The sequence below is a fragment of the Pseudoalteromonas sp. TAB23 genome, from assembly GCF_000498075.1.
In the GTDB taxonomy this organism is placed as follows: domain Bacteria; phylum Pseudomonadota; class Gammaproteobacteria; order Enterobacterales; family Alteromonadaceae; genus Pseudoalteromonas; species Pseudoalteromonas arctica.
This window is the reverse complement of record NZ_AUTP01000326.1, coordinates 35,263-53,652: the sequence shown is the minus strand read 5'-3', so window position 1 is coordinate 53,652 and position 18,390 is coordinate 35,263. Positions and strand designations below refer to the sequence as shown.

Annotated in this window: 17 protein-coding genes and 1 pseudogene; 9 read left to right on the top strand and 9 right to left on the bottom strand. The window is 39.1% G+C overall.

Annotated elements, in window-relative coordinates:
• Positions 1–2: 2 nt before the first annotated feature.
• From L654_RS0121985 to L654_RS0121960, 6 genes are all read right to left on the bottom strand, one after another.
• The gene (locus L654_RS0121985) at positions 3–1,097 is read right to left on the bottom strand and encodes a PQQ-dependent sugar dehydrogenase (protein ID WP_024609053.1); all 1,095 of its coding nucleotides are present in this window, start codon (positions 1,095–1,097) and stop codon (positions 3–5) included.
• A gap of 29 nt (positions 1,098–1,126) precedes the next feature.
• A complete protein-coding gene (parE, locus tag L654_RS0121980; protein WP_010553287.1) occupies positions 1,127–3,016 on the bottom strand; it encodes a DNA topoisomerase IV subunit B in 1,890 nt (629 codons plus the stop codon).
• Positions 3,017–3,124: 108 nt separating this feature from the next.
• On the bottom strand, positions 3,125–3,685 hold the full coding sequence (locus tag L654_RS0121975) for a YqiA/YcfP family alpha/beta fold hydrolase (protein ID WP_007585377.1): 561 nt from the start codon (positions 3,683–3,685) through the stop codon (positions 3,125–3,127).
• Positions 3,670–4,455 (bottom strand): metallophosphoesterase, encoded by a 786-nt coding sequence (locus tag L654_RS0121970; protein WP_024590689.1) that lies wholly within the window; start codon positions 4,453–4,455, stop codon positions 3,670–3,672. The genes L654_RS0121975 and L654_RS0121970 overlap by 16 nt, the downstream gene beginning before the upstream one ends.
• A complete protein-coding gene (locus L654_RS0121965) occupies positions 4,442–4,900 on the bottom strand; it encodes a DUF1249 domain-containing protein (RefSeq protein WP_024590688.1) in 459 nt (152 codons plus the stop codon). The genes L654_RS0121970 and L654_RS0121965 overlap by 14 nt, the downstream gene beginning before the upstream one ends.
• 26 nt (positions 4,901–4,926) lie before the next feature.
• A complete protein-coding gene (locus L654_RS0121960; RefSeq protein ID WP_010553288.1) occupies positions 4,927–5,553 on the bottom strand; it encodes an NUDIX domain-containing protein in 627 nt (208 codons plus the stop codon).
• 151 nt (positions 5,554–5,704) lie between these two features.
• On the opposite strand from L654_RS0121960, the gene tolC reads away from it, so the two are divergent.
• The 3 genes and pseudogenes from tolC to L654_RS0121945 all read left to right on the top strand — a co-directional run bounded on the left by tolC (position 5,705) and on the right by L654_RS0121945 (position 8,719).
• Positions 5,705–7,060 (top strand): outer membrane channel protein TolC, encoded by a 1,356-nt coding sequence (gene tolC, locus L654_RS0121955; RefSeq protein ID WP_024590686.1) that lies wholly within the window; start codon positions 5,705–5,707, stop codon positions 7,058–7,060.
• Positions 7,061–7,170: 110 nt separating this feature from the next.
• Positions 7,171–8,105, top strand: a pseudogene (gene lpxL / locus L654_RS01000000126595) (LpxL/LpxP family Kdo(2)-lipid IV(A) lauroyl/palmitoleoyl acyltransferase).
• Positions 8,106–8,146: 41 nt separating this feature from the next.
• Positions 8,147–8,719 (top strand): toxin co-regulated pilus biosynthesis Q family protein, encoded by a 573-nt coding sequence (locus L654_RS0121945; protein WP_007585389.1) that lies wholly within the window; start codon positions 8,147–8,149, stop codon positions 8,717–8,719.
• Between the two features lie 92 nt (positions 8,720–8,811).
• Here the strand turns inward: L654_RS0121945 and glnE are convergent, their stop codons facing one another.
• Positions 8,812–11,607: a bifunctional [glutamate--ammonia ligase]-adenylyl-L-tyrosine phosphorylase/[glutamate--ammonia-ligase] adenylyltransferase gene (glnE, locus tag L654_RS0121940; protein WP_024609052.1), complete on the bottom strand. Its 2,796-nt coding sequence runs from the start codon at positions 11,605–11,607 to the stop codon at positions 8,812–8,814.
• 77 nt (positions 11,608–11,684) lie between these two features.
• Here glnE and L654_RS0121935 point away from each other — a divergent pair, with 77 nt between their 5' ends.
• The 6 genes from L654_RS0121935 (at position 11,685) to ruvX (ending at position 16,112) form a co-directional block, all read left to right on the top strand.
• Positions 11,685–12,578: a hypothetical protein gene (locus tag L654_RS0121935; RefSeq protein WP_024609051.1), complete on the top strand. Its 894-nt coding sequence runs from the start codon at positions 11,685–11,687 to the stop codon at positions 12,576–12,578.
• 63 nt (positions 12,579–12,641) lie between these two features.
• Complete coding sequence (locus tag L654_RS0121930; RefSeq protein ID WP_007585395.1) at positions 12,642–13,142, top strand: hypothetical protein; 501 nt, start codon at positions 12,642–12,644, stop codon at positions 13,140–13,142.
• Between the two features lie 69 nt (positions 13,143–13,211).
• On the top strand, positions 13,212–13,946 hold the full coding sequence (gene rsmE, locus L654_RS0121925) for a 16S rRNA (uracil(1498)-N(3))-methyltransferase (RefSeq protein WP_024609049.1): 735 nt from the start codon (positions 13,212–13,214) through the stop codon (positions 13,944–13,946).
• Positions 13,947–14,000: 54 nt separating this feature from the next.
• Complete coding sequence (gene gshB, locus L654_RS0121920) at positions 14,001–14,951, top strand: glutathione synthase (protein ID WP_024590680.1); 951 nt, start codon at positions 14,001–14,003, stop codon at positions 14,949–14,951.
• 115 nt (positions 14,952–15,066) lie between these two features.
• Positions 15,067–15,624: a YqgE/AlgH family protein gene (locus tag L654_RS0121915; RefSeq protein WP_007585401.1), complete on the top strand. Its 558-nt coding sequence runs from the start codon at positions 15,067–15,069 to the stop codon at positions 15,622–15,624.
• 38 nt (positions 15,625–15,662) lie between these two features.
• Complete coding sequence (gene ruvX / locus L654_RS0121910; protein WP_007585404.1) at positions 15,663–16,112, top strand: Holliday junction resolvase RuvX; 450 nt, start codon at positions 15,663–15,665, stop codon at positions 16,110–16,112.
• An 89-nt stretch (positions 16,113–16,201) separates the two neighbouring features.
• On the opposite strand, the gene L654_RS0121905 is transcribed toward ruvX, so the two are convergent.
• Positions 16,202–17,338, bottom strand: coding sequence for a PilT/PilU family type 4a pilus ATPase (locus tag L654_RS0121905; RefSeq protein WP_010553294.1), 1,137 nt, complete (start codon positions 17,336–17,338; stop codon positions 16,202–16,204).
• Between the two features lie 9 nt (positions 17,339–17,347).
• On the bottom strand, positions 17,348–18,388 hold the full coding sequence (locus L654_RS0121900; protein ID WP_007585408.1) for a type IV pilus twitching motility protein PilT: 1,041 nt from the start codon (positions 18,386–18,388) through the stop codon (positions 17,348–17,350).
• Between the last annotated feature and the right edge of the window lie 2 nt (positions 18,389–18,390).

Below are 18,390 nucleotides of genomic sequence, written 5' to 3'. Positions count from 1 at the left end.
ACCTAGTTTTTCTTATAGCTTACACGGTAGATTACATTGGCGTAATCATCGCTTACTAACAGACTGCCGTCACCTAATTCTGCAAATGCAACAGGGCGTCCAAATGTTGTTTCGTCTTTCATAAAGCCAGTAATAAATGGCGTATATTTAGTTACGCGACCTACTTCAATTGTTGCTAGCCCTACTTTATAACCTGACTTTTTAGAACGGTTCCATGAGCCATGTTCAGCAACAAATAATTGTTGCTTATAGCTTGCTGGAAATTGCTTACCGTTATAAAAATGAATGCCCAGTGGCGCTACATGCGCTGGAAGTGCAAGAGCTGGCGACGTGTAATCGGCAATATTTTTACCTTCCCCAAACTCAGGGTCAATAATTGCGCCGGCATGAACATACGGAAAACCAAAATGCTCACCTTCTTGCGTTGCACGGTTTAACTCATCAGGCGGAATATCATCGCCCATCATGTCGCGACCGTTATCACTAAACCATAAAGCTTGAGTAGCTGGATGAAAATCAAAACCGACGGTGTTTCTAACGCCCTTGGCTATTGTTTTTATTTGTTTTGTTTCTACATTAAGCGCAAAAATACGACCAAAACGTTCATCTTCAGCACAAATATTACACGGTACACCCACCGGAATGATTAGCTCGCCCGTTGGTGCAAAACGTAAAAATTTCCAACCATGATGACGCTCGCTCGGTAATGCGTTATAAACCACATCAAATTTTGGATCTTTTAATTGGGTATCAATATTTTTAAAGCGAATAATACGATGTACTTCGCCTACGTATAAATCGCCATTTTTAATTGCTATGCCAGAGGGCATGTTTAGGCCTTTAGCCACAACAATTTTTTTATCTGCTACGCCATCGCTATTATGATCAATAAGCGCATATACGTTGCCCGCTTTACGAGAGCCAACATACACAATACCTTTTTTGGAAACAGCTATTTGACGTGCATTTTCTACATCATTTGCAAATAAGCTTATTTCAAATCCCGGTGCTACGGTGAGCTTATCGAGTATATTTTTCGCCATTACAGGGGCGGTAGTCAGCCCAAGTAACAGCAAACTTCCTAGTAGTTTTTTCATTCGCCTCTCCTAGTGTTAAGCACAGGTAATTAAACGAGTGCCTTGTTACCATGATCTTCTAACCATTGACGACGATCAGGCGATCGTTTTTTAGCAAGCAGCATATCCATCATTTCCATGGTTTCTACTTCTTCATCAAGCGTAAGCTGCACTAAACGTCGTGTATTTGGATCCATCGTGGTTTCACGCAGTTGTAACGGGTTCATTTCACCCAGACCTTTGAATCGTTGTACGTTTACTTTTCCGCGTTTTTTCTCGGCTTCTATGCGCGCCAAAATAGCGGTTTTTTCTTGCTCATCAAGTGCGTAATAAACTTCTTTACCAATATCGATTCTAAATAATGGCGGCATTGCTACATACACATGCCCTGTTTTTACTAACTCTGGGAAATGGCGAACAAACAGTGCACATAATAGTGTTGCGATGTGTAGTCCATCCGAGTCAGCATCGGCCAATATACAAATTTTATTGTAGCGTAATGCCGACATATCGGTTGATTCTGGATCAATACCCAGCGCCACTGAAATATCGTGTACTTCTTGTGATGCTAGTATTTGGCCTGACTCAACTTCCCAGGTATTCAAAATTTTACCACGTAGCGGCATGATAGCCTGAAATTCACGGTCTCTTGCTTGTTTAGCAGAGCCACCAGCAGAGTCACCTTCCACTAAAAACAATTCGGTACGGTCGTTATCGGCCGCGCTACAATCGGTAAGTTTACCCGGTAAGGCAGGACCTGCAGTAACACGTTTACGCACTACTTTTTTAGCTGCACGCAAGCGAGTTTGTGCATTTGAAATACATAACTCAGCTAATAACTCTGCGGTATCTGTATGTTCATTTAACCATAAACTAAACGAGTCTTTTACAACCCCCGATACAAACGCAGAACACGAGCGTGATGATAGTTTTTCTTTTGTTTGACCGGCAAATTGAGGGTCTTGCATTTTGACCGACAACACGTAACTACAACGATCCCAAATGTCATCAGGAGTTAATTTTACACCACGAGGGAGTAAGTTTCTAAACTCACAAAATTCACGCATTGCTTCAAGCAAGCCTTGGCGTAAACCATTTACATGCGTACCACCTTGCGCGGTAGGAATAAGGTTTACGTAACTTTCAGCTATTGATTCACCACCTTCTGGTAGCCATACAACAGCCCAATCAGCGCCTTCAATTGAACTTTTAAATTCGCCAACAAATGGGTCTTGCGGTAATGTTTCAAAACCTTTAATTGCTTCAACTAAATAGTCTTTTAAGCCTGTTTCGTAAAACCATTCTTGGGTTTCTTTTGTTTGCTTATTAACAAACTTAATACGAAGTCCGGGGCATAAAACGGCTTTGGCTTTTAATAAATGATTAAGCTTGGTAATTGAGTAATTTGGTGAATCAAAGTAGCTAACATCAGCCCAAAAACGAACCGTAGTGCCGGTGTTACGTTTACCCACTGTACCAATTACATTTAAGTCTTCTACTTTATCGCCGCTTTCAAATGCCATTCTAAATTGTTGAGCGTCGCGTCTTACTGTTACTTCTACACGCGTAGATAACGCATTTACTACCGAAATACCTACACCGTGTAAACCACCCGAAAATTGATAGTTTTTATTAGAAAACTTACCACCGGCGTGTAATTTAGTGAAGATCAATTCAACCCCAGGGATACCTTCTTCTGGGTGAATATCAATAGGCATACCACGCCCGTCATCACTTACTTCAAGCGAATTGTCTTCGTGGAGTATTACGTCGATACGAGTAGCATGACCAGCCATAGCTTCATCGACACTGTTATCGATAACCTCTTGGCCTAAATGATTGGGACGTGTTGTATCTGTGTACATCCCTGGGCGTCGTTTTACCGGATCTAATCCATTAAGTACTTCAATGGCTTCGGCGTTATAATTTTGATCACTCATAGTTTTTGTCTTTATATCCGCTAAGGCTCTAATACGTTTTACTAGTTTTATTGTTATATGCGCTAAAGCGTTAATATAGTAACTAACCTCAGTTCAGGCTAACTAGTTTTACGTGATTTTAAGAAAATCTACAATACTTGCAAAGGTGCGTTCAAATTCAACGTAGCTATGATCGCCACCAAATTCTATCAATTGCTTGCATTGCGAATAATATTTTACTGCGTGTTGAAAGTTCAACACTTCATCGCCTGTTTGCTGTAATAAGTACAGTAACTCAGGGTATGCTAATTTATCTACAGCGAGTAATTTAAGTGCCTCAATATGGCTGTTATTTAAATCGTAATGATAATCTTGATACGGATTATAATTAGGTCCAAGTAACGACTGTAATAAATTATAGGGTGCGACCGCGGGATTAATAACCACTGCAGGAATTTGATAACGCTGCGATAAATACGTGGCAAAAAAACCACCTAACGAGCTACCTAATAAAACGGTATTTGGCGTTAGTAATTGTTCAAGCTCAATTATAGCTTGTAGGGGCTCGTGGTTTAAGTTCGGTACACAATAATCAACGTCATAGTTTGCCATAAGCTCACCAAAGCGCACAGCTTTATATGATTTTTGTGAACTATTAAAGCCATGAATATAAATTACGCGTTTAGCCATACTACTTCCGTTTTTACTTCTACTTTATCTTTTTTACTCTTTATATTTAGCGTTCTGTAAGCTGGTCCCGCATTTTTTTGCTCCCACTGTGAAGTGTGCTTTACAAACTGTATTGAGCTGGCCGGGGTCGCATATATGGGCAGCCCTCTAAAACTTTGTTCGTAATCATTGTGCACATGCCCATGAAAAAGCGCAGATACATTATTACTATTAACTAAGATATTTAAAAGCTGTGGGCCATTTTCTAATAAGTGTTTATCAAGGTAGCCGTTTATTGGCAGCGGATTATGATGACAAAATATAACTTTACTATTATTCGAGTTGACTAAAGCGTCCGTTACTTCATCTAAATGCGTGCCAGTAACCCATCCTGCGGGCGTGGGCCCTTTAGAATTAATAAGAAGTAGCTCAATCCCATTAGCAATAATATGTTTAGCCGAATTTATTTGCCCACCACTTATGCGATTAAGCATTGCTAGTTCATCATGATTACCTGGCACCCAAAATACAGGGCAAGTAATGTCACTGGCATTTATAAGTTCACTAAATAATAAGTACGATTCAAAACTATGATCTTGTGTTAAATCGCCACCAAAAATAATGCAGTCTATTGATTGCTTAGCTATGTGTGCCAAGGCTTGTTCAAAATGATCTGCGGTATTTACAGTAAAGTACTCACCGCTTTTGTCTGCAAATAAATGGCTGTCAGTAATATGAGCAATTTTTAAAGATGATTTATCAAATGTATATGTATCATCAAACCAAGCCATTATTTACATCCCAATTTAACGTCGCTTGTCCGTGCTCTACACAGGCCACTAACCAATCGTATAAAAAAGCATTCAGTTGATACTTTTCATCTTTTTGATGCATTTTAGGGTTAGGGTATCCATAAGATGGTTTTATGCGTTGATGGTAATCGTGATGAACAATTTCAGCCACTTTGGCATCGTGATACATGCGTACCGTTAAATACAGTGGCGTAATCCCTTTAACCATTCCTGTTAGCTGCTTAATTGAAATATCCATGGTGTATTTTGCGCTGCCATCAATTTTTGTAGCAAACTCACTGTTGCCAAATTTAACTTCACGAATGCTTCCTATATTGCGCTCGCTCGGTAACAACTTTAATAGTCGCACATAGTTATGCTCACAAAGTGTTAAATACTTTGGGAGGCTCTGAATATATCGCTTTGTTGCTAATTGTGCTGTCAAAGTACCACCATAATATTAGTAAGAGTTTATGCCCATTTGCTTGCCATTTTTTCACGATTAAGCGCAAGCCACTGCATACAAATAACCGTTGCCGCATTATCCATTTCACCGTTATTGAGGCGCATTAGCGCATCATCAACTGATAGAATGTGAGTTTTTATATCTTCCCCTTCAGTTTCAAGACCATATACACCTGATTTCACTTGGCTTAAGTCAGTACGCGCTAAATACAAATGCAAGCGCTCAGTTGTACCACCAGGGCTTGATAGGTATGAAAGCATAAATTCAAGTTCAGTTAATTCAAGCCCAGCTTCTTCATACGCTTCTTTTTTTACAACTGATTCGTAATCCGTACTGCCGTCTGTCATTCCGGCTATACACTCTAGCAGCCAAGGCGAATGCTTGCTTTTAATAGCGCCAATACGTATTTGCTCAATTAAAAGAACAGTATCTGATATTGGATCGTAAGGGAGTACTGCAATTGCATCGCCACGTTCTAATATTTCTCGACTAATTACTTTAGATTTTCCACCCGCAAAAAGAGCATGTTCAAACTGGTATAAATCAACCTGAAAAAAACCTTTATAAAGGTTTTTTATTGGCTTTAAATTCACATCTTTATGTGTAAATTGAACGAGCTTTTTATCAACCACGTACATACCTCCTACTTATCTAAAGCTTTAAAATGCGTTAATATATTCTGTTACACTTGAACATACTGTTTTACTAATTATTTTTTTTGTTATGCAGTAAAACAGGTTAACATGCTTTTAGTACAAAAATTGTCTAAGGACCGAACCCCACATGAAAAAGAACATTCTTGCGGCGCTAGTTAGTTTATCATGCGCATTAGGTGCAACAGCAGTGAAAGCTGAAGATTTACTACAAGTTTTTGAAATAGCGACAGCTAACGATCCTACTGTTTTAAAAGCAAAAGCCCAAGCCGATGCGCAGTCTTACCAAAGCGATTTGGCGATGAGTGCACTATTACCTCAAATTGGTTTAACTATGGGTTATACAAAAAGCGATGCAACGTCGTACCAAAGCGTTGGCGACTTATCTAACCAAGTAAAAGTTGAAAGTGATACAGACCAATTCTCTCGCGGTGTAAGCTTAAGCCAAACATTATTTGATTTAGGTGCCTGGAATACGTTAGATATTGCCGACAAGCAAGCGCTTCAAGCAAGCGGCCTATACGATGCAGCTAAACAAAACTTAATTGTACGCGTTGCTGAAGGTTATTTTAACGTATTAAGTGCAAGCGATAACCTTGAATTTGTTGAAGCTGAAAAACGTGCAATTGAACGTCAACTTGAGCAAACAAAACAACGTTATGCGGTAGGCTTAACAGCAATTACTGACGTACATGAAGCGCAAGCTCAGTTTGATAACTCTGTAGCTCAAGAAATTATTGCAGGTAATGCTGTAGAAACAGCACGTGAGCAACTTCGTGAGATTACAGGTAAATATCACGAAAAATTAGACTTTTTAAATACAGATACTTTCTCAACAACTAAACCAACTAAGCGCTCAAGCGACTTTGTTAAAGTAGCTGAAGATAAAAATATAAACCTACAAGTGTCTAAAGTAACGGTTGATATTGCAAAAGATCAAATTGAATTAGCAAAAGCGGGTCATTATCCAAAGCTAACCCTAAGTGCTAGTTATGGCGATTCTCTTACAGACAATCAAATAAATGGCGCTAACTTTGATGATCAGCCACGCTCAGACTCAAGCTCTGTAGGGCTTAACTTTAGCGTACCTTTATATTCAGGTGGTGCAACAGTTGCTGCAACAAATCAGGCCCGTGCGTTTTACGTAGGTGCGAGCCAAGACTATGAAACAAATTACCGCGCAGTAACTCGCACAGTGATTACATCTTATAACCAAGTTGTATCAGACATTGCTACTTACAAAGCGCTAGAGCAAGCCGTTGTTTCAGCTCAAAGTGCCCTTAAAGCAACTGAAGCTGGTTTTGAAGTAGGTACTCGTACCATTGTTGACGTACTAGTAAGTACGCAAAATTTGTACGATGCAAAGCGTAACCTTGCTGATGTACGTTACCGTTATGTGTTATCTACCCTTCGCCTAAAACAAGCTGCGGGTACATTAACAAGTGCAGATTTAGTTGCTATAAACCAAGGTTTAAAAGCCGCTTAATTTTCATTACTCGTGCAGTATGAACACATTGGAAGCCAGCTAAATGCTGGCTTTTTGTATTTTACAGCGCTTAGCGTTAAACTATCGTTTTTATTCTCAGAGATATTTTTGTGGTCACCTCATCTCCTTTTAAAGCATCTTTTTTGGGCCCTCGATACTGGTTAACGTGGATTGGCGTTCTATTTTTATATTTAATTTCTTGGTTACCGCAAAAACTACAATTAGCAATGGGTAAACAGCTTGGTCGCTTAGTTCATAAATTTATGAAGCGCCGTCGCCATATTGCAGAAGTAAATATTAAGCTGTGTTTTCCTGATATGAGCGCAGCAGATCAAAAAGACCTTGTGCTCAAAAATATGGAAAACACCGGCATTGCAATGGTTGAGACTGGCATGGCCTGGTGGTGGCCACAGTGGCGAGCACAAAAAGCATTAGGGTCTTTTAAAGGGCTTGAGCACTTTGAACGCGTACAAGCGTCTGGTAAAGGTGTTTTATTGCTTGTACCTCATATTCTGCATCTTGAAATGGCTANNNTAGCCGTATTATGGGCTTAGAGTGTCAGGGTGTTGGCTTTTATCGCCCTCATAACAACCCACTAATGGAATACTTTACGACTAATGGGCGCCTTCGCTCTAACGAATATTTAATCGGTCGAAAAGATGTAAAAGGTTTACTAAAAGCATTAAAAAATAAAAAGGTATGTTATTACTTACCCGATCAAGATTACGGTCGTAACCGCTGTGAATTTGTCCCATTTTACGCAGTACCTGACGCTGCAACTACAACGGGTACTCTTATGTTTGCAGGCAGTAAAAACTGCGAAACAATGAGTTTAATAACTCGCCGTGATGAAAATGGTAAATATCACTTAGAAATACTGCCAGAGCTTGAAAACTTCCCCAGTGGGGATAATAAGGCTGATGTAACACGTGTAAATCAACGCATGGAACAATCTGTTAATGCCGCACCCGAACAATATATGTGGCTACACCGTCGTTTTAAAACTCGACCTGATAAAAATACCCCTTCTTTTTATAAAAAGTAATGGTATAACAATAATAGGAACAAATAAGGTGGGTAATAATCATGTGGTTTTGGATTAGGCATTTATCATTTGCAGCTGTACTAATAGCACTCGCCGTATACTTTTTGTTGAGTGATGGTTCTTTATTTGATATTAAAAAATCTAAAAATGCAGCTGCCGAAGGATTATCACGTTTTTACTCCTCTATTCGTAACCAAGTAAAAAGTAATAAAGAACGAGATCAATTTGTTTTAAAACTTAAAACACCAGAACAGACCTTAGATAGAGTATTAGCGGAACGTGCGCGAACAGTAGATCCAATGCCCACAAATTGGACTGGAGAAGTTGAGCCTAGGCGCTTTGAAAATGGCACAACACTTAAAGACGTACTCTATCAATATGCTAAAAATGAAGGTATTGAGCTTTATTGGTATTTAAGTAAAGACTACGTAGTTAAAGATCATTTTAGAGTAGACAGCAACTTTACTTCAGCACTTTATCAAATTGGTCGTGCTATAAATGACGACTTTGAGCATGAGGTTTACACTTACTTTTGCCACAAACAAAGAGCAGCGGTTATTACAGAGTTACCATCAGAATTTGTGCGAACAAACTGTTTAAAGCTAAAGGTTTAAGGGTTTACACGTACAAAAAACCCAAGCAAGCGCTTGGGTTTTACAATTCAATTCAATTCAATTCAATTCAATTCAATTCAATTCAATTCAATTCAATTCAATTCAAAAATACTATTCCAAATATTCGTTACGTTAGTAATATCTTGTAAAAAAGCTTCTCGCGAGATCAATTTGCCTTTTTGATCCAAGCTCAACACGTGATAACACGAGCGATAATCAATATACGCTTTGATCAACTGCTGTTTTTGCTCTTTAGTAATACAGCCTATATTTGCTGCATCCGTTAATATTCTTACGTTATCTGAATAAACGGTAAGCTGCTCAAATTCATTAGCGTGTTTAAGTACTAAATATTGCGTAATAAACTCAATATCAGCCATACCACCAACATCTTGTTTTAAGTCAAATTGCTCAGTATTTCCCTTCGCTAGATGGTCGCGCATTTTTTCGCGCATTTTTATTACATCGGCTTTTAACACGGTGTCATCGCGCTGTTGGCAAAGTATATTTTTACGAATTTGTGAAAAACGCTCTATAAGATCGTCTTGGCCCAAAATTAACCGAGCCCGCACAAGTGCTTGATGTTCCCACGTCCATGCTTGAGTTTGCTGATAGTGATTAAAACTCTCTAGATTGATAGCAAGTAAACCTGATGCACCTTCAGGGCGTAATCGCGTATCAAGCTCATACAAAATACCCGATGCAGTACGAGTATTAAATAAATGCATTAAGCGCTGAGCGAGTTTTAAATAAAACTGGCGAGAATCTATCGGTTTTTCACCATTGGTTTGGCTTGAGCCATCATGATTATGTACAAACACCAAATCTAAATCTGAGTCGTACCCTACTTCTAAGCCGCCTGTTTTACCATATGCAATAACAGCAAAACCTTTGTTTTCATCATCAGTGCCAGGGGGCATACCAAAACGCTTAACGGTGTTATGCCATGCAATATTAACAGCTTGATCAACAATCGCTTCGGCCAGTACGGTTAAGTGATCGCTTACTTTCATTACATCAAGAACACCGGTTGCATCAGCAGCAGCAATTCGTAATTGATGCGTTTGCTTAAATTGCCTAAGCGACTCCATTTGCAGTTCTAAATCGTCATGCTCTATTCGCAAAAAATACTGTCTTATTTCATCTTTATAAGCGGTTAATGGTGTCGGTTTATAAAGAACAGCCGGATCTATTAGCTCATCCAGCAATATAGGGTAGCGAGAAATATGCTCGCCTATCCATTTGCTATGACAACACAGTAAAACAAGTTGCTTTAATGCACCTTGGTTTTCGTACAGCAATTCTAAATAAGCAGTACGTGAAATTATCTTATTAAAAATTTGGCAAACCATTGTAAAAGCAGCTGCGCTGGCATTGAAGTCATTTAACTGACTCAATAAAACAGGCATTAATTTATCAAGGGTTTCACGCCCTCGGTTACCTATGTTTACCTTAGACAGTCTTAATTTAAAATCGCTAAGGGGTGTTTGCCATTCATCTCTAGCCTCTTTTAAAAAGCTCACATCACCATGATCCCAAGCACTAATAAATGCGCCTTCACAGGTATCTAGTGGCGCGGTTTCTTCACCAATAACGAGAGCAAACTCACCGTTAACTTGCTTCATTACCTTTTCAATAGTGCTTAAAGTGGCAAAAAAATCAGCTTGTTCTAATAATAAATTTAAGCGCTGCTGATTCAATTCATCATCGGGGAGTGTTTGCGTTTGCTGATCGTCAAATATTTGTAAGTACTGCTCAACTTTTCGCAAATAAAGGTAATTGCGTTTAAGCTCGCTTGCTTCTTGCTCATCTATAACTTGGATGAGGGACAACTCATTTAATGCTTTAAGTAATGATTGAGTTTGTAGGTTAGCCTCTCGCCCACCTCGTACCATTTGCAGGGCTTGCACTATAAATTCAACTTCACGAATGCCACCAGCACCTAGTTTTATATTATTAGTTAAGCGTTTACGGCGAACCTCTTGTGCAATCATTAACTTCATTTTACGCAAAGATTCAATTACCGAAAAATCAATATACCGGCGATAAACAAACGGCTTTAAAAGCTTAATAAATTCATCCCAATATTTATTAGGTGTGCCAATTAGGCGCCCTTTTAACATTGCGTAGCGTTCCCAGTCGCGACCTTGTTCTTGGTAGTAATCTTCAATGGCATTAAAGCTCATAACCAAAGGGCCACTTTCGCCAAACGGGCGTAGGCGCATATCAACCCTAAATACCTGCCCGTCACCGGTGGCTTGGTTAAGTGATGCAATGAGCTTTTGTGCAACTTTGGTATAAAATACTTGGGCCTCAAGGCTTCTGCGGCCACCTTGGGTTTTTGTACTGCGCGGATATGCAAAAATGAGATCAATATCAGAGGAGTAATTTAGCTCTTGTCCGCCGAGCTTCCCCATCCCTAAAACCATTAATGGCATTGCTTGGTTTTGCTCATCAAGCGGCTCACCATTTACTTTTGCCACCTGTGCATGCGCCCATTGGTTAGCGCTATTTATTAGCATGTCAGCCAATTGGCTTATGTAATTAATACTATCGGCAATGGGGTTATTACAGCATAAATCTAAAAAGGCGACTTTAAGCCAGTACTTTTCACGATATTGGCGAAGTACTTTATGGCACTGCACTTCATCAATGTCAGCTAAGTTGAGGTTTTTAAAAGGAGAATCTATTACTCTATTTTGTATTTCGTCTTTGCATAATAGCCAAGTATTTAAATCAGGTTGTGATTCTAAACTGCGCCAAGCAAAGTCGCTTAATGCTAATAACCTTACAACTTCACTTTGTTTACTTTGCTGCGGGTATAACTGTTCAAAGCGCATCAAGCCAAGTTTTTGTAATTGAATAGGAAGTTGCTTTAAGTTACTCATCAATCCTCTCTTTTATATCATTAATAACCGTACTAGAATGATTAAAACCTAGAAAGGTTAACTTAATTAGGATCACCATGTCATATTTGTCTTTATCTAACACTAGTTTTATTGCGATTGCCATTAGTTTTGCGGTTATTTGCATAACTATTTTTTGTTTACGAGTTGTCACTCAAATTAAAGCAAAACAAGCACTTAAAGATGAGCTAGCACAACACGACAACTTTGCCATGGGTATTAGTTTTGCATCTGAAATATCAGTTGTTATAGCCACTATGGCTTTCTTATTTGACGAAATAAGCATAAGTACCGCACAGTCAAACCCGTTAAAAGTGTTAATTATTATTATTCTTTTATTCACTTTTATAAAAGTGGGTCATTTAATTCACAGAAAATGGATACTCCACAGGTTTAACGAAGAAGCTGCCATACTAAAACAAAATGTATGTGCTGCATTGGTAGATTCAGGAATGTTAATCGCTAACTGTATTATTGCACTTGGCTTATACACGTGGACGCACACTCAAGGGTTTAGCAACTTACTTATTGCTTGTGTTAGCTTTTTTGCACTGCAAGGAATGTTCGCATTGGATAGTAAAATACGAGAACACCGTTTTGCAAAAGCAAATCAAGGAGCTTCGCTACAAAGTAACTTTAACCTAGAGAATACGTCTATTGGTATAAGGTATGCTGGCAAATCAATAGGTTTATCATTGGCTGTGTATGCTGGTTTATCTAGCGCAGCATTTCAAAACGGTAAAATGGTAGAAAACATATTTACACTCGTTATGCATTGCGGTGTAATGTGGATATTACTCTACAGCTTAACGTATGTGATAAAAATTATCTCTTTACCAAATATTGATACGGCTCTTGAAATAGACCATCAAGATAATATTGGGGTAGCGTGTATAGAGTTTGCTGTTTTTTGTGCTATAGGCTATTTACTTATTAGCATGTTTTCTCTTTAGACCTTTTTACTAAAAATACAGCCATTAAAAGTCTGCATTTAAGTAATAATGGTAATTACTTAAATGCAACAAGGTCCTAGCTCTATGCCACTTGAAATAACGAACTACTTGTTAATTGACATAGACAACGAATTTAGCCGCGCATTTGCTGAGTATTACGTAAATAATAATGGCAAAACAAAAGCGAGTACGCTTATTGCTGCAGGCAGCAATACCCGCCAGTTAGTAAAAATGATGTTTGACGAACTAATTAAAGACTATAGTTATTGCGACCTTGAAAACGAAATAAGCGTTTCTGAATTAATTAACTATCTAAAAGAGCATCACGATTTACACGGAGTCCTTTTTAATAGCACCGATTACTTACTCGCAAGCGATAAACAACGCTTTATTTATAACTCGTTACATGAAGAGCGCTTTTTAATAAGCTTTGATGATACAGGCTATACACTAAGCCTAGTTACTGACGAGACGTTAACGGAACCTTCGCAAAATCACCACGATATAGCGCACACACCACAAGATTTAATAGACCTTGCAGAGCAACTTAATAAAAATAAATAATTGCGCACAGCTCCCAGCTTACTTACCATAGCAGTATATATTTTTACGCTAAGTAATAAGTGACGCCCTATGCGAGTTCCTCATATTTATCAAACATCGAGTATTGCCCTAAACACCCCTGTAACTTTAGATGACGATGCTGCAGGGCATATTGGCAGAGTGCTGCGCATGAAAGTAGGCGAGCATGTATCTATTTTTAATGGCGAAGGCGGCGAATACCTTAGTGAAATAATTGAAGTAACAAAAAAAACAGTCGTCGTAATGCCATTAGAGCTTAATCCTCATGATGTAGAATCCCCGCTTAAAATTCATTTAGGCCAGTGTGTATCCCGTGGTGATAAAATGGATTTTACAATTCAAAAGTCAGTTGAACTGGGCATTACCGAAATCACCCCTATTTTTAGTCAGCGCTGTGGCGTGAAACTAATGGGCGATCGTCTTGAGAAAAAACACCAACAATGGCAAAAAATTGCAATAGCAGCGGCAGAGCAATCTGGGCGTAATTTTGTGCCAATTATTCATCCCCCTGTAGATTTAAAACAATGGCTTGCACAACAAACCAATGCAATTAAGCTCACTCTTCACCCTCGTGCTGAGCACAGCATTAAAACCATTACGGTACCTAAAGATGGCGTACGCTTTTTAGTCGGCCCAGAAGGCGGCTTTACCGACGATGAAATGACACTAACTAAACAACTAGAATTTGTAGATATTCGCTTAGGCCCGCGCGTTTTACGAACGGAAACAGCCGCTTTAACGGTCTTAAGTGCATTACAACTTCAATTTGGCGATTTAGCTAATTGAAATAACTAAAAGCACCCTCATATAAACAGTAACATTTATAGTAAGGCACAGCGCATGGCAATTAAGTTAGGTATTATTTCAGATCCTATTAGTGGATTTAACATCAAAAAAGACACCGGTTTTGCAATGATGATGCAAGCGCAAGAACGCGGCTACGAAATTTATTATATGGAGATGGATGATTTATCTCTTCGTAAAGGTAAGTCGTACGCTACAGCGTCTAAAGCGCAAGTGTTTAATAATGCAGAAAAATGGTACGAGCTTGAAGAAAAAGCCACTATAGCCCTTGCCGACCTTGATGTTATTTTAATGCGAAAAGATCCTCCTTTTGATACCGAATACATTTACGCGACGTATATTTTAGAGCGTGCAGAACAAGAAGGTACGTTAATAATTAACAAGCCACAAAGCCTTCGCGATGCTAACGAAAAGCTATTTACAGCATGGTTTAGCGAACATACGCCAGACACACTTGTTACACGTAGCCAAAAACAAATTCGTGAGTTTTTAGCCGAGCATAAAGACATTATTTTAAAACCCCTTGATGGCATGGGTGGCGCATCTATTTTCCGCCTTAGAGAAGACGATGCCAACATTGGTGTAATTTGTGAAACGCTAACCGAGCACGGCAGCCGCTTTGCTATGGTGCAAAATTACATCCCAGAGATCAAACAAGGCGACAAGCGCGTATTGGTTATTGATGGTGAGGTTATTCCGTATTGTTTAGCGCGAATTCCACAAAATGGTGAAACACGCGGTAATTTAGCTGTTGGCGGTCGAGGCGAAGCCCGTCCACTTAGCGAGTCAGATTTAAAAATAGCGCAAGCGGTTGCACCAACGCTTAAAGAAAAAGGCTTAATATTTGTAGGTTTAGATATTATTGGCGATAAATTAACTGAAATTAACGTAACTGCACCAACGTGCGTGCGCGAAATTGAAGCTGCTTATGATATTTCTATCACGGGTATTTTATTTGATGCTATTGAGCGTAAATTAGGTAAGTAATTACCACAATAAAAAGCCCATTAGTTTAAGCCTTTCATGCAATTAATGGGCTTTTTATGTCTATTTAAATAACTATGCCATACTCAAAGTTCATTAACTAAAAAGGGTGAAATCTATGCAGTCATTAGAAAATCATTTTTTAATCGCGATGCCGTCGATGCAAGACCCTTTTTTTAAACGTGCTGTTACCTATATTTGTGAGCACAATGAAGATGGGGCTATGGGCTTGGTAATAAACCAACCTATTGATGTTACCGTTGGCGAACTTTTAGATAAAATAGAAATTGATAACGACAAAACGCAAAACGCAGCAAAAGTAAGTGTGTTTGCAGGCGGACCCGTTAAAACTGACCGTGGTTTTGTTTTGCACTCTCCCCAATCAGGTTATTCAGCAAGCCAAAAACTCAGTAGCGATATTATGATCACTACCTCAAAAGACGTTTTAGCAAGCTTAACTACCGCACAAGCACCTGAACAATTTATTATTACATTGGGTTATTCAGGATGGGAGCAAGGACAACTCGAACAAGAGTTACTTGATAACAGTTGGTTGATCATAGAAGCCGATCCGAAGATCATTTTTGACACCCCCGTTGAAAAACGATGGGAAAAAGCAGTTTCAATGTTGGGCTTTGATATTAGCCAACTCAGCCCTGAAGCTGGTCACGCATAATAGTAATTTAACCCTTAGCAAACTTAAACAAGATACACATGACAAAAAAATCGCTTAAGCCGCAAGGCGAACGCACTGTAATGGGCTTTGACTTTGGCACCAAAAGTATTGGTATTGCTATTGGGCAAGAGCTAACAGGCAGCGCGTCTAGCCTTAAGGCTGTAAAAGCACAAGATGGCATTCCTAACTGGGACCATATTGCTGTACAAGTAACCGAATGGCAGCCTGACTTAATGGTTGTTGGCTTACCACTAAATATGGATGGAACGTCACAAGAGGTTACCTTTAAAGCAAAAAAGTTTGCCAACAGATTACATAATCATTATGGCATTCCTGTGCAAACACAAGACGAGCGTTTAACGACTGCAGATGCTAAAGCGCGACTTTTTGAAAGTGGTGGCTATAAAAACTTAGGCAAAGGTAACGTAGATAATATGTCTGCGGTTATTATTTTAGAAAGTTTTTTTGAGTCTAATTACGGTGAATAAACAGGCTATATAAATAACCTGTTATATAAATAAAAAGCGCCAATTGGCGCTTTTTTTATATTAAGTATTTATATTTATTACTTTTTAAATTATTGATCGCTATTTTTATCGTCAAGGCCATCAATAGTAACGCCTTGTAAAAAGCCCGCACCTTGCTGCTCGTTATTGCGCAGTTTAATCATTAAACGTAAATCATTTGGCGAATCAGCATGATGCAGTGCATCAGCGTAATTAATTCGCTGCTGTCTATACAGCTCAAATAATGCTTGGTCAAAGGTTTGCATGCCCATTTCTTTCGATTTAGCCATTGCCTCTTTAATACCACCAATATCACCGTTTTTAATCAGTTCAGCAACCATTGGTGAGTTAAGCAATATTTCAATAGCTGCAACACGGCTTTCACCATCAGCAGTCGGTACTAATTGCTGGGCCACAATTGCACGTAAGTTAAGTGCTAAATCGTACTTAAGCTTATCGTGTTTTTCTTTTGGAACTAAATGCATAATACGGTCAATCGCTTGGTTAGCATTATTAGCATGCAGTGTTGCAACACATAAATGACCTGTTTCGGCAAAGCTTAGTGCGTATTCCATAGTTTCTTGAGAGCGAATTTCACCAATCAAAATTACATCGGGAGCTTGGCGTAATGAGCTTTTAAGTGCTGACTCAAAGCTTTCGGTATCAAGCCCTACTTCGCGTTGAGTAATAATACTTTTGCGATGCTCATGAACAAATTCAATCGGATCTTCAATAGTCAGTATATGACCACGTTGATGTCGGTTACGGTAACCAATAAGTGCGGCTAGCGAGGTTGATTTACCCGTGCCAGTACCACCGACGAACAAAACAAGGCCACGCTTAGACATAATTACATCGGTAAGAATAGAAGGAAGGCCTAGCTCACTCACATCAGGTATTTGCGTAACAATACGGCGAATAACCATACCTGCTTTATCGCGTTGCCAAAAAGCAGAAATACGAAAACGCCCTTCGTCGGTGGCAATCGCAAAGTTACATTCTTTCGTTGTATGAAACTCTGCTTTTTGCTTTTCGCTCATTGCAGATTCTACTAACTCAAGCGATTGCTCATCAGTAAGCCTATCGTCACTTAGGGCTGTTAGCTCACCGTTTATTTTTGCGCTTACAGGTAGCTGACTCGATACAAATAAGTCAGAACCTTTTTTCTCAATCATGATGAGTAAAAAGTCGTTTAAAGATAAAGCCATAATAGTTTCTTACCCACCAAATTGTGTTTTGTCTTGTGCTTTTTCTTTCGCTGCCGCATTTGTAACAATGCCGTGATTAACTAAATTAGTTAAACATTGATCCATTGTTTGCATGCCCACAGACGCACCGGTTTGAATAGACGAGTACATTTGTGCAATTTTATCTTCACGAATTAAGTTACGAATAGCAGGTACTGCAATCATAATTTCGTGTGCTGCAACTCGCCCGCCACCAATCTTTTTAAGCAGTGTTTGCGAGATAACAGCACGCAAAGATTCAGATAACATTGAACGTACCATTGATTTTTCTTCACCTGGGAATACATCGATAATACGGTCAATTGTTTTTGGTGCAGATGTTGTATGCAACGTGCCAAACACTAAGTGACCCGTTTCAGCAGCGGTCATTGCAAGACGAATTGTTTCTAAATCACGTAACTCACCGACCAATATTACATCTGGATCTTCACGCAATGCACTACGTAGCGCGTTTGAAAAGCTATGAGTATCGCGATGTACCTCACGTTGATTAATAAGGCTTAATTTATTATCGTGAACAAACTCGATTGGATCTTCTATTGTTAGAATATGGTGATGTTTATTTTGATTTATATAATCGACCATAGCGGCAAGTGTTGTTGATTTACCAGAGCCCGTTGGGCCTGTCACTAACACGAGTCCACGAGGGGTATCGGAGATTGTTTTAAAAATATCTGGCGCACCTAAATCATCAAGCGTTAACACTTCACTTGGTATGGTACGAAATACCGCAGCAGGCCCGCGATTAGAGTTAAACGCATTCACACGAAAACGTGCTAAATTAGGCACTTCAAACGAAAAATCCACTTCGAGATTTTGTTCATAGTCCTTGCGTTGATTATCGTTCATAATATCGTAAACCAGACTGTTTACGTCTTTGTCTGCAAGGGCTGGTATATTAATGCGGCGAACATCACCGTCTACGCGTATCATAGGTGAAACACCCGACGATAAATGTAAATCGGATGCTTTGTGTTGCACACTAAACGCTAATAATTCGGTAATATCCATTT

What these genes read in the sequence shown, in the direction of transcription:
- L654_RS0121985 (WP_024609053.1), bottom strand. Translation starts at nt 1,097, where the DNA reads ATGAAAAAACTACTAGGAAGTTTGCTGTTACTTGGGCTGACTACCGCC.
- ruvX (WP_007585404.1), top strand. Translation starts at nt 15,663, where the DNA reads ATGACAAAAAAATCGCTTAAGCCGCAAGGCGAACGCACTGTAATGGGC.
- L654_RS0121975 (WP_007585377.1), bottom strand. Translation starts at nt 3,685, where the DNA reads ATGGCTAAACGCGTAATTTATATTCATGGCTTTAATAGTTCACAAAAA.
- L654_RS0121945 (WP_007585389.1), top strand. Translation starts at nt 8,147, where the DNA reads ATGTGGTTTTGGATTAGGCATTTATCATTTGCAGCTGTACTAATAGCA.
- L654_RS0121935 (WP_024609051.1), top strand. Translation starts at nt 11,685, where the DNA reads ATGTCATATTTGTCTTTATCTAACACTAGTTTTATTGCGATTGCCATT.
- glnE (WP_024609052.1), bottom strand. Translation starts at nt 11,607, where the DNA reads ATGAGTAACTTAAAGCAACTTCCTATTCAATTACAAAAACTTGGCTTG.
- gshB (WP_024590680.1), top strand. Translation starts at nt 14,001, where the DNA reads ATGGCAATTAAGTTAGGTATTATTTCAGATCCTATTAGTGGATTTAAC.
- rsmE (WP_024609049.1), top strand. Translation starts at nt 13,212, where the DNA reads ATGCGAGTTCCTCATATTTATCAAACATCGAGTATTGCCCTAAACACC.
- L654_RS0121970 (WP_024590689.1), bottom strand. Translation starts at nt 4,455, where the DNA reads ATGGCTTGGTTTGATGATACATATACATTTGATAAATCATCTTTAAAA.
- tolC (WP_024590686.1), top strand. Translation starts at nt 5,705, where the DNA reads ATGAAAAAGAACATTCTTGCGGCGCTAGTTAGTTTATCATGCGCATTA.
- L654_RS0121915 (WP_007585401.1), top strand. Translation starts at nt 15,067, where the DNA reads ATGCAGTCATTAGAAAATCATTTTTTAATCGCGATGCCGTCGATGCAA.
- parE (WP_010553287.1), bottom strand. Translation starts at nt 3,016, where the DNA reads ATGAGTGATCAAAATTATAACGCCGAAGCCATTGAAGTACTTAATGGA.
- L654_RS0121900 (WP_007585408.1), bottom strand. Translation starts at nt 18,388, where the DNA reads ATGGATATTACCGAATTATTAGCGTTTAGTGTGCAACACAAAGCATCC.
- L654_RS0121905 (WP_010553294.1), bottom strand. Translation starts at nt 17,338, where the DNA reads ATGGCTTTATCTTTAAACGACTTTTTACTCATCATGATTGAGAAAAAA.
- L654_RS0121930 (WP_007585395.1), top strand. Translation starts at nt 12,642, where the DNA reads ATGCAACAAGGTCCTAGCTCTATGCCACTTGAAATAACGAACTACTTG.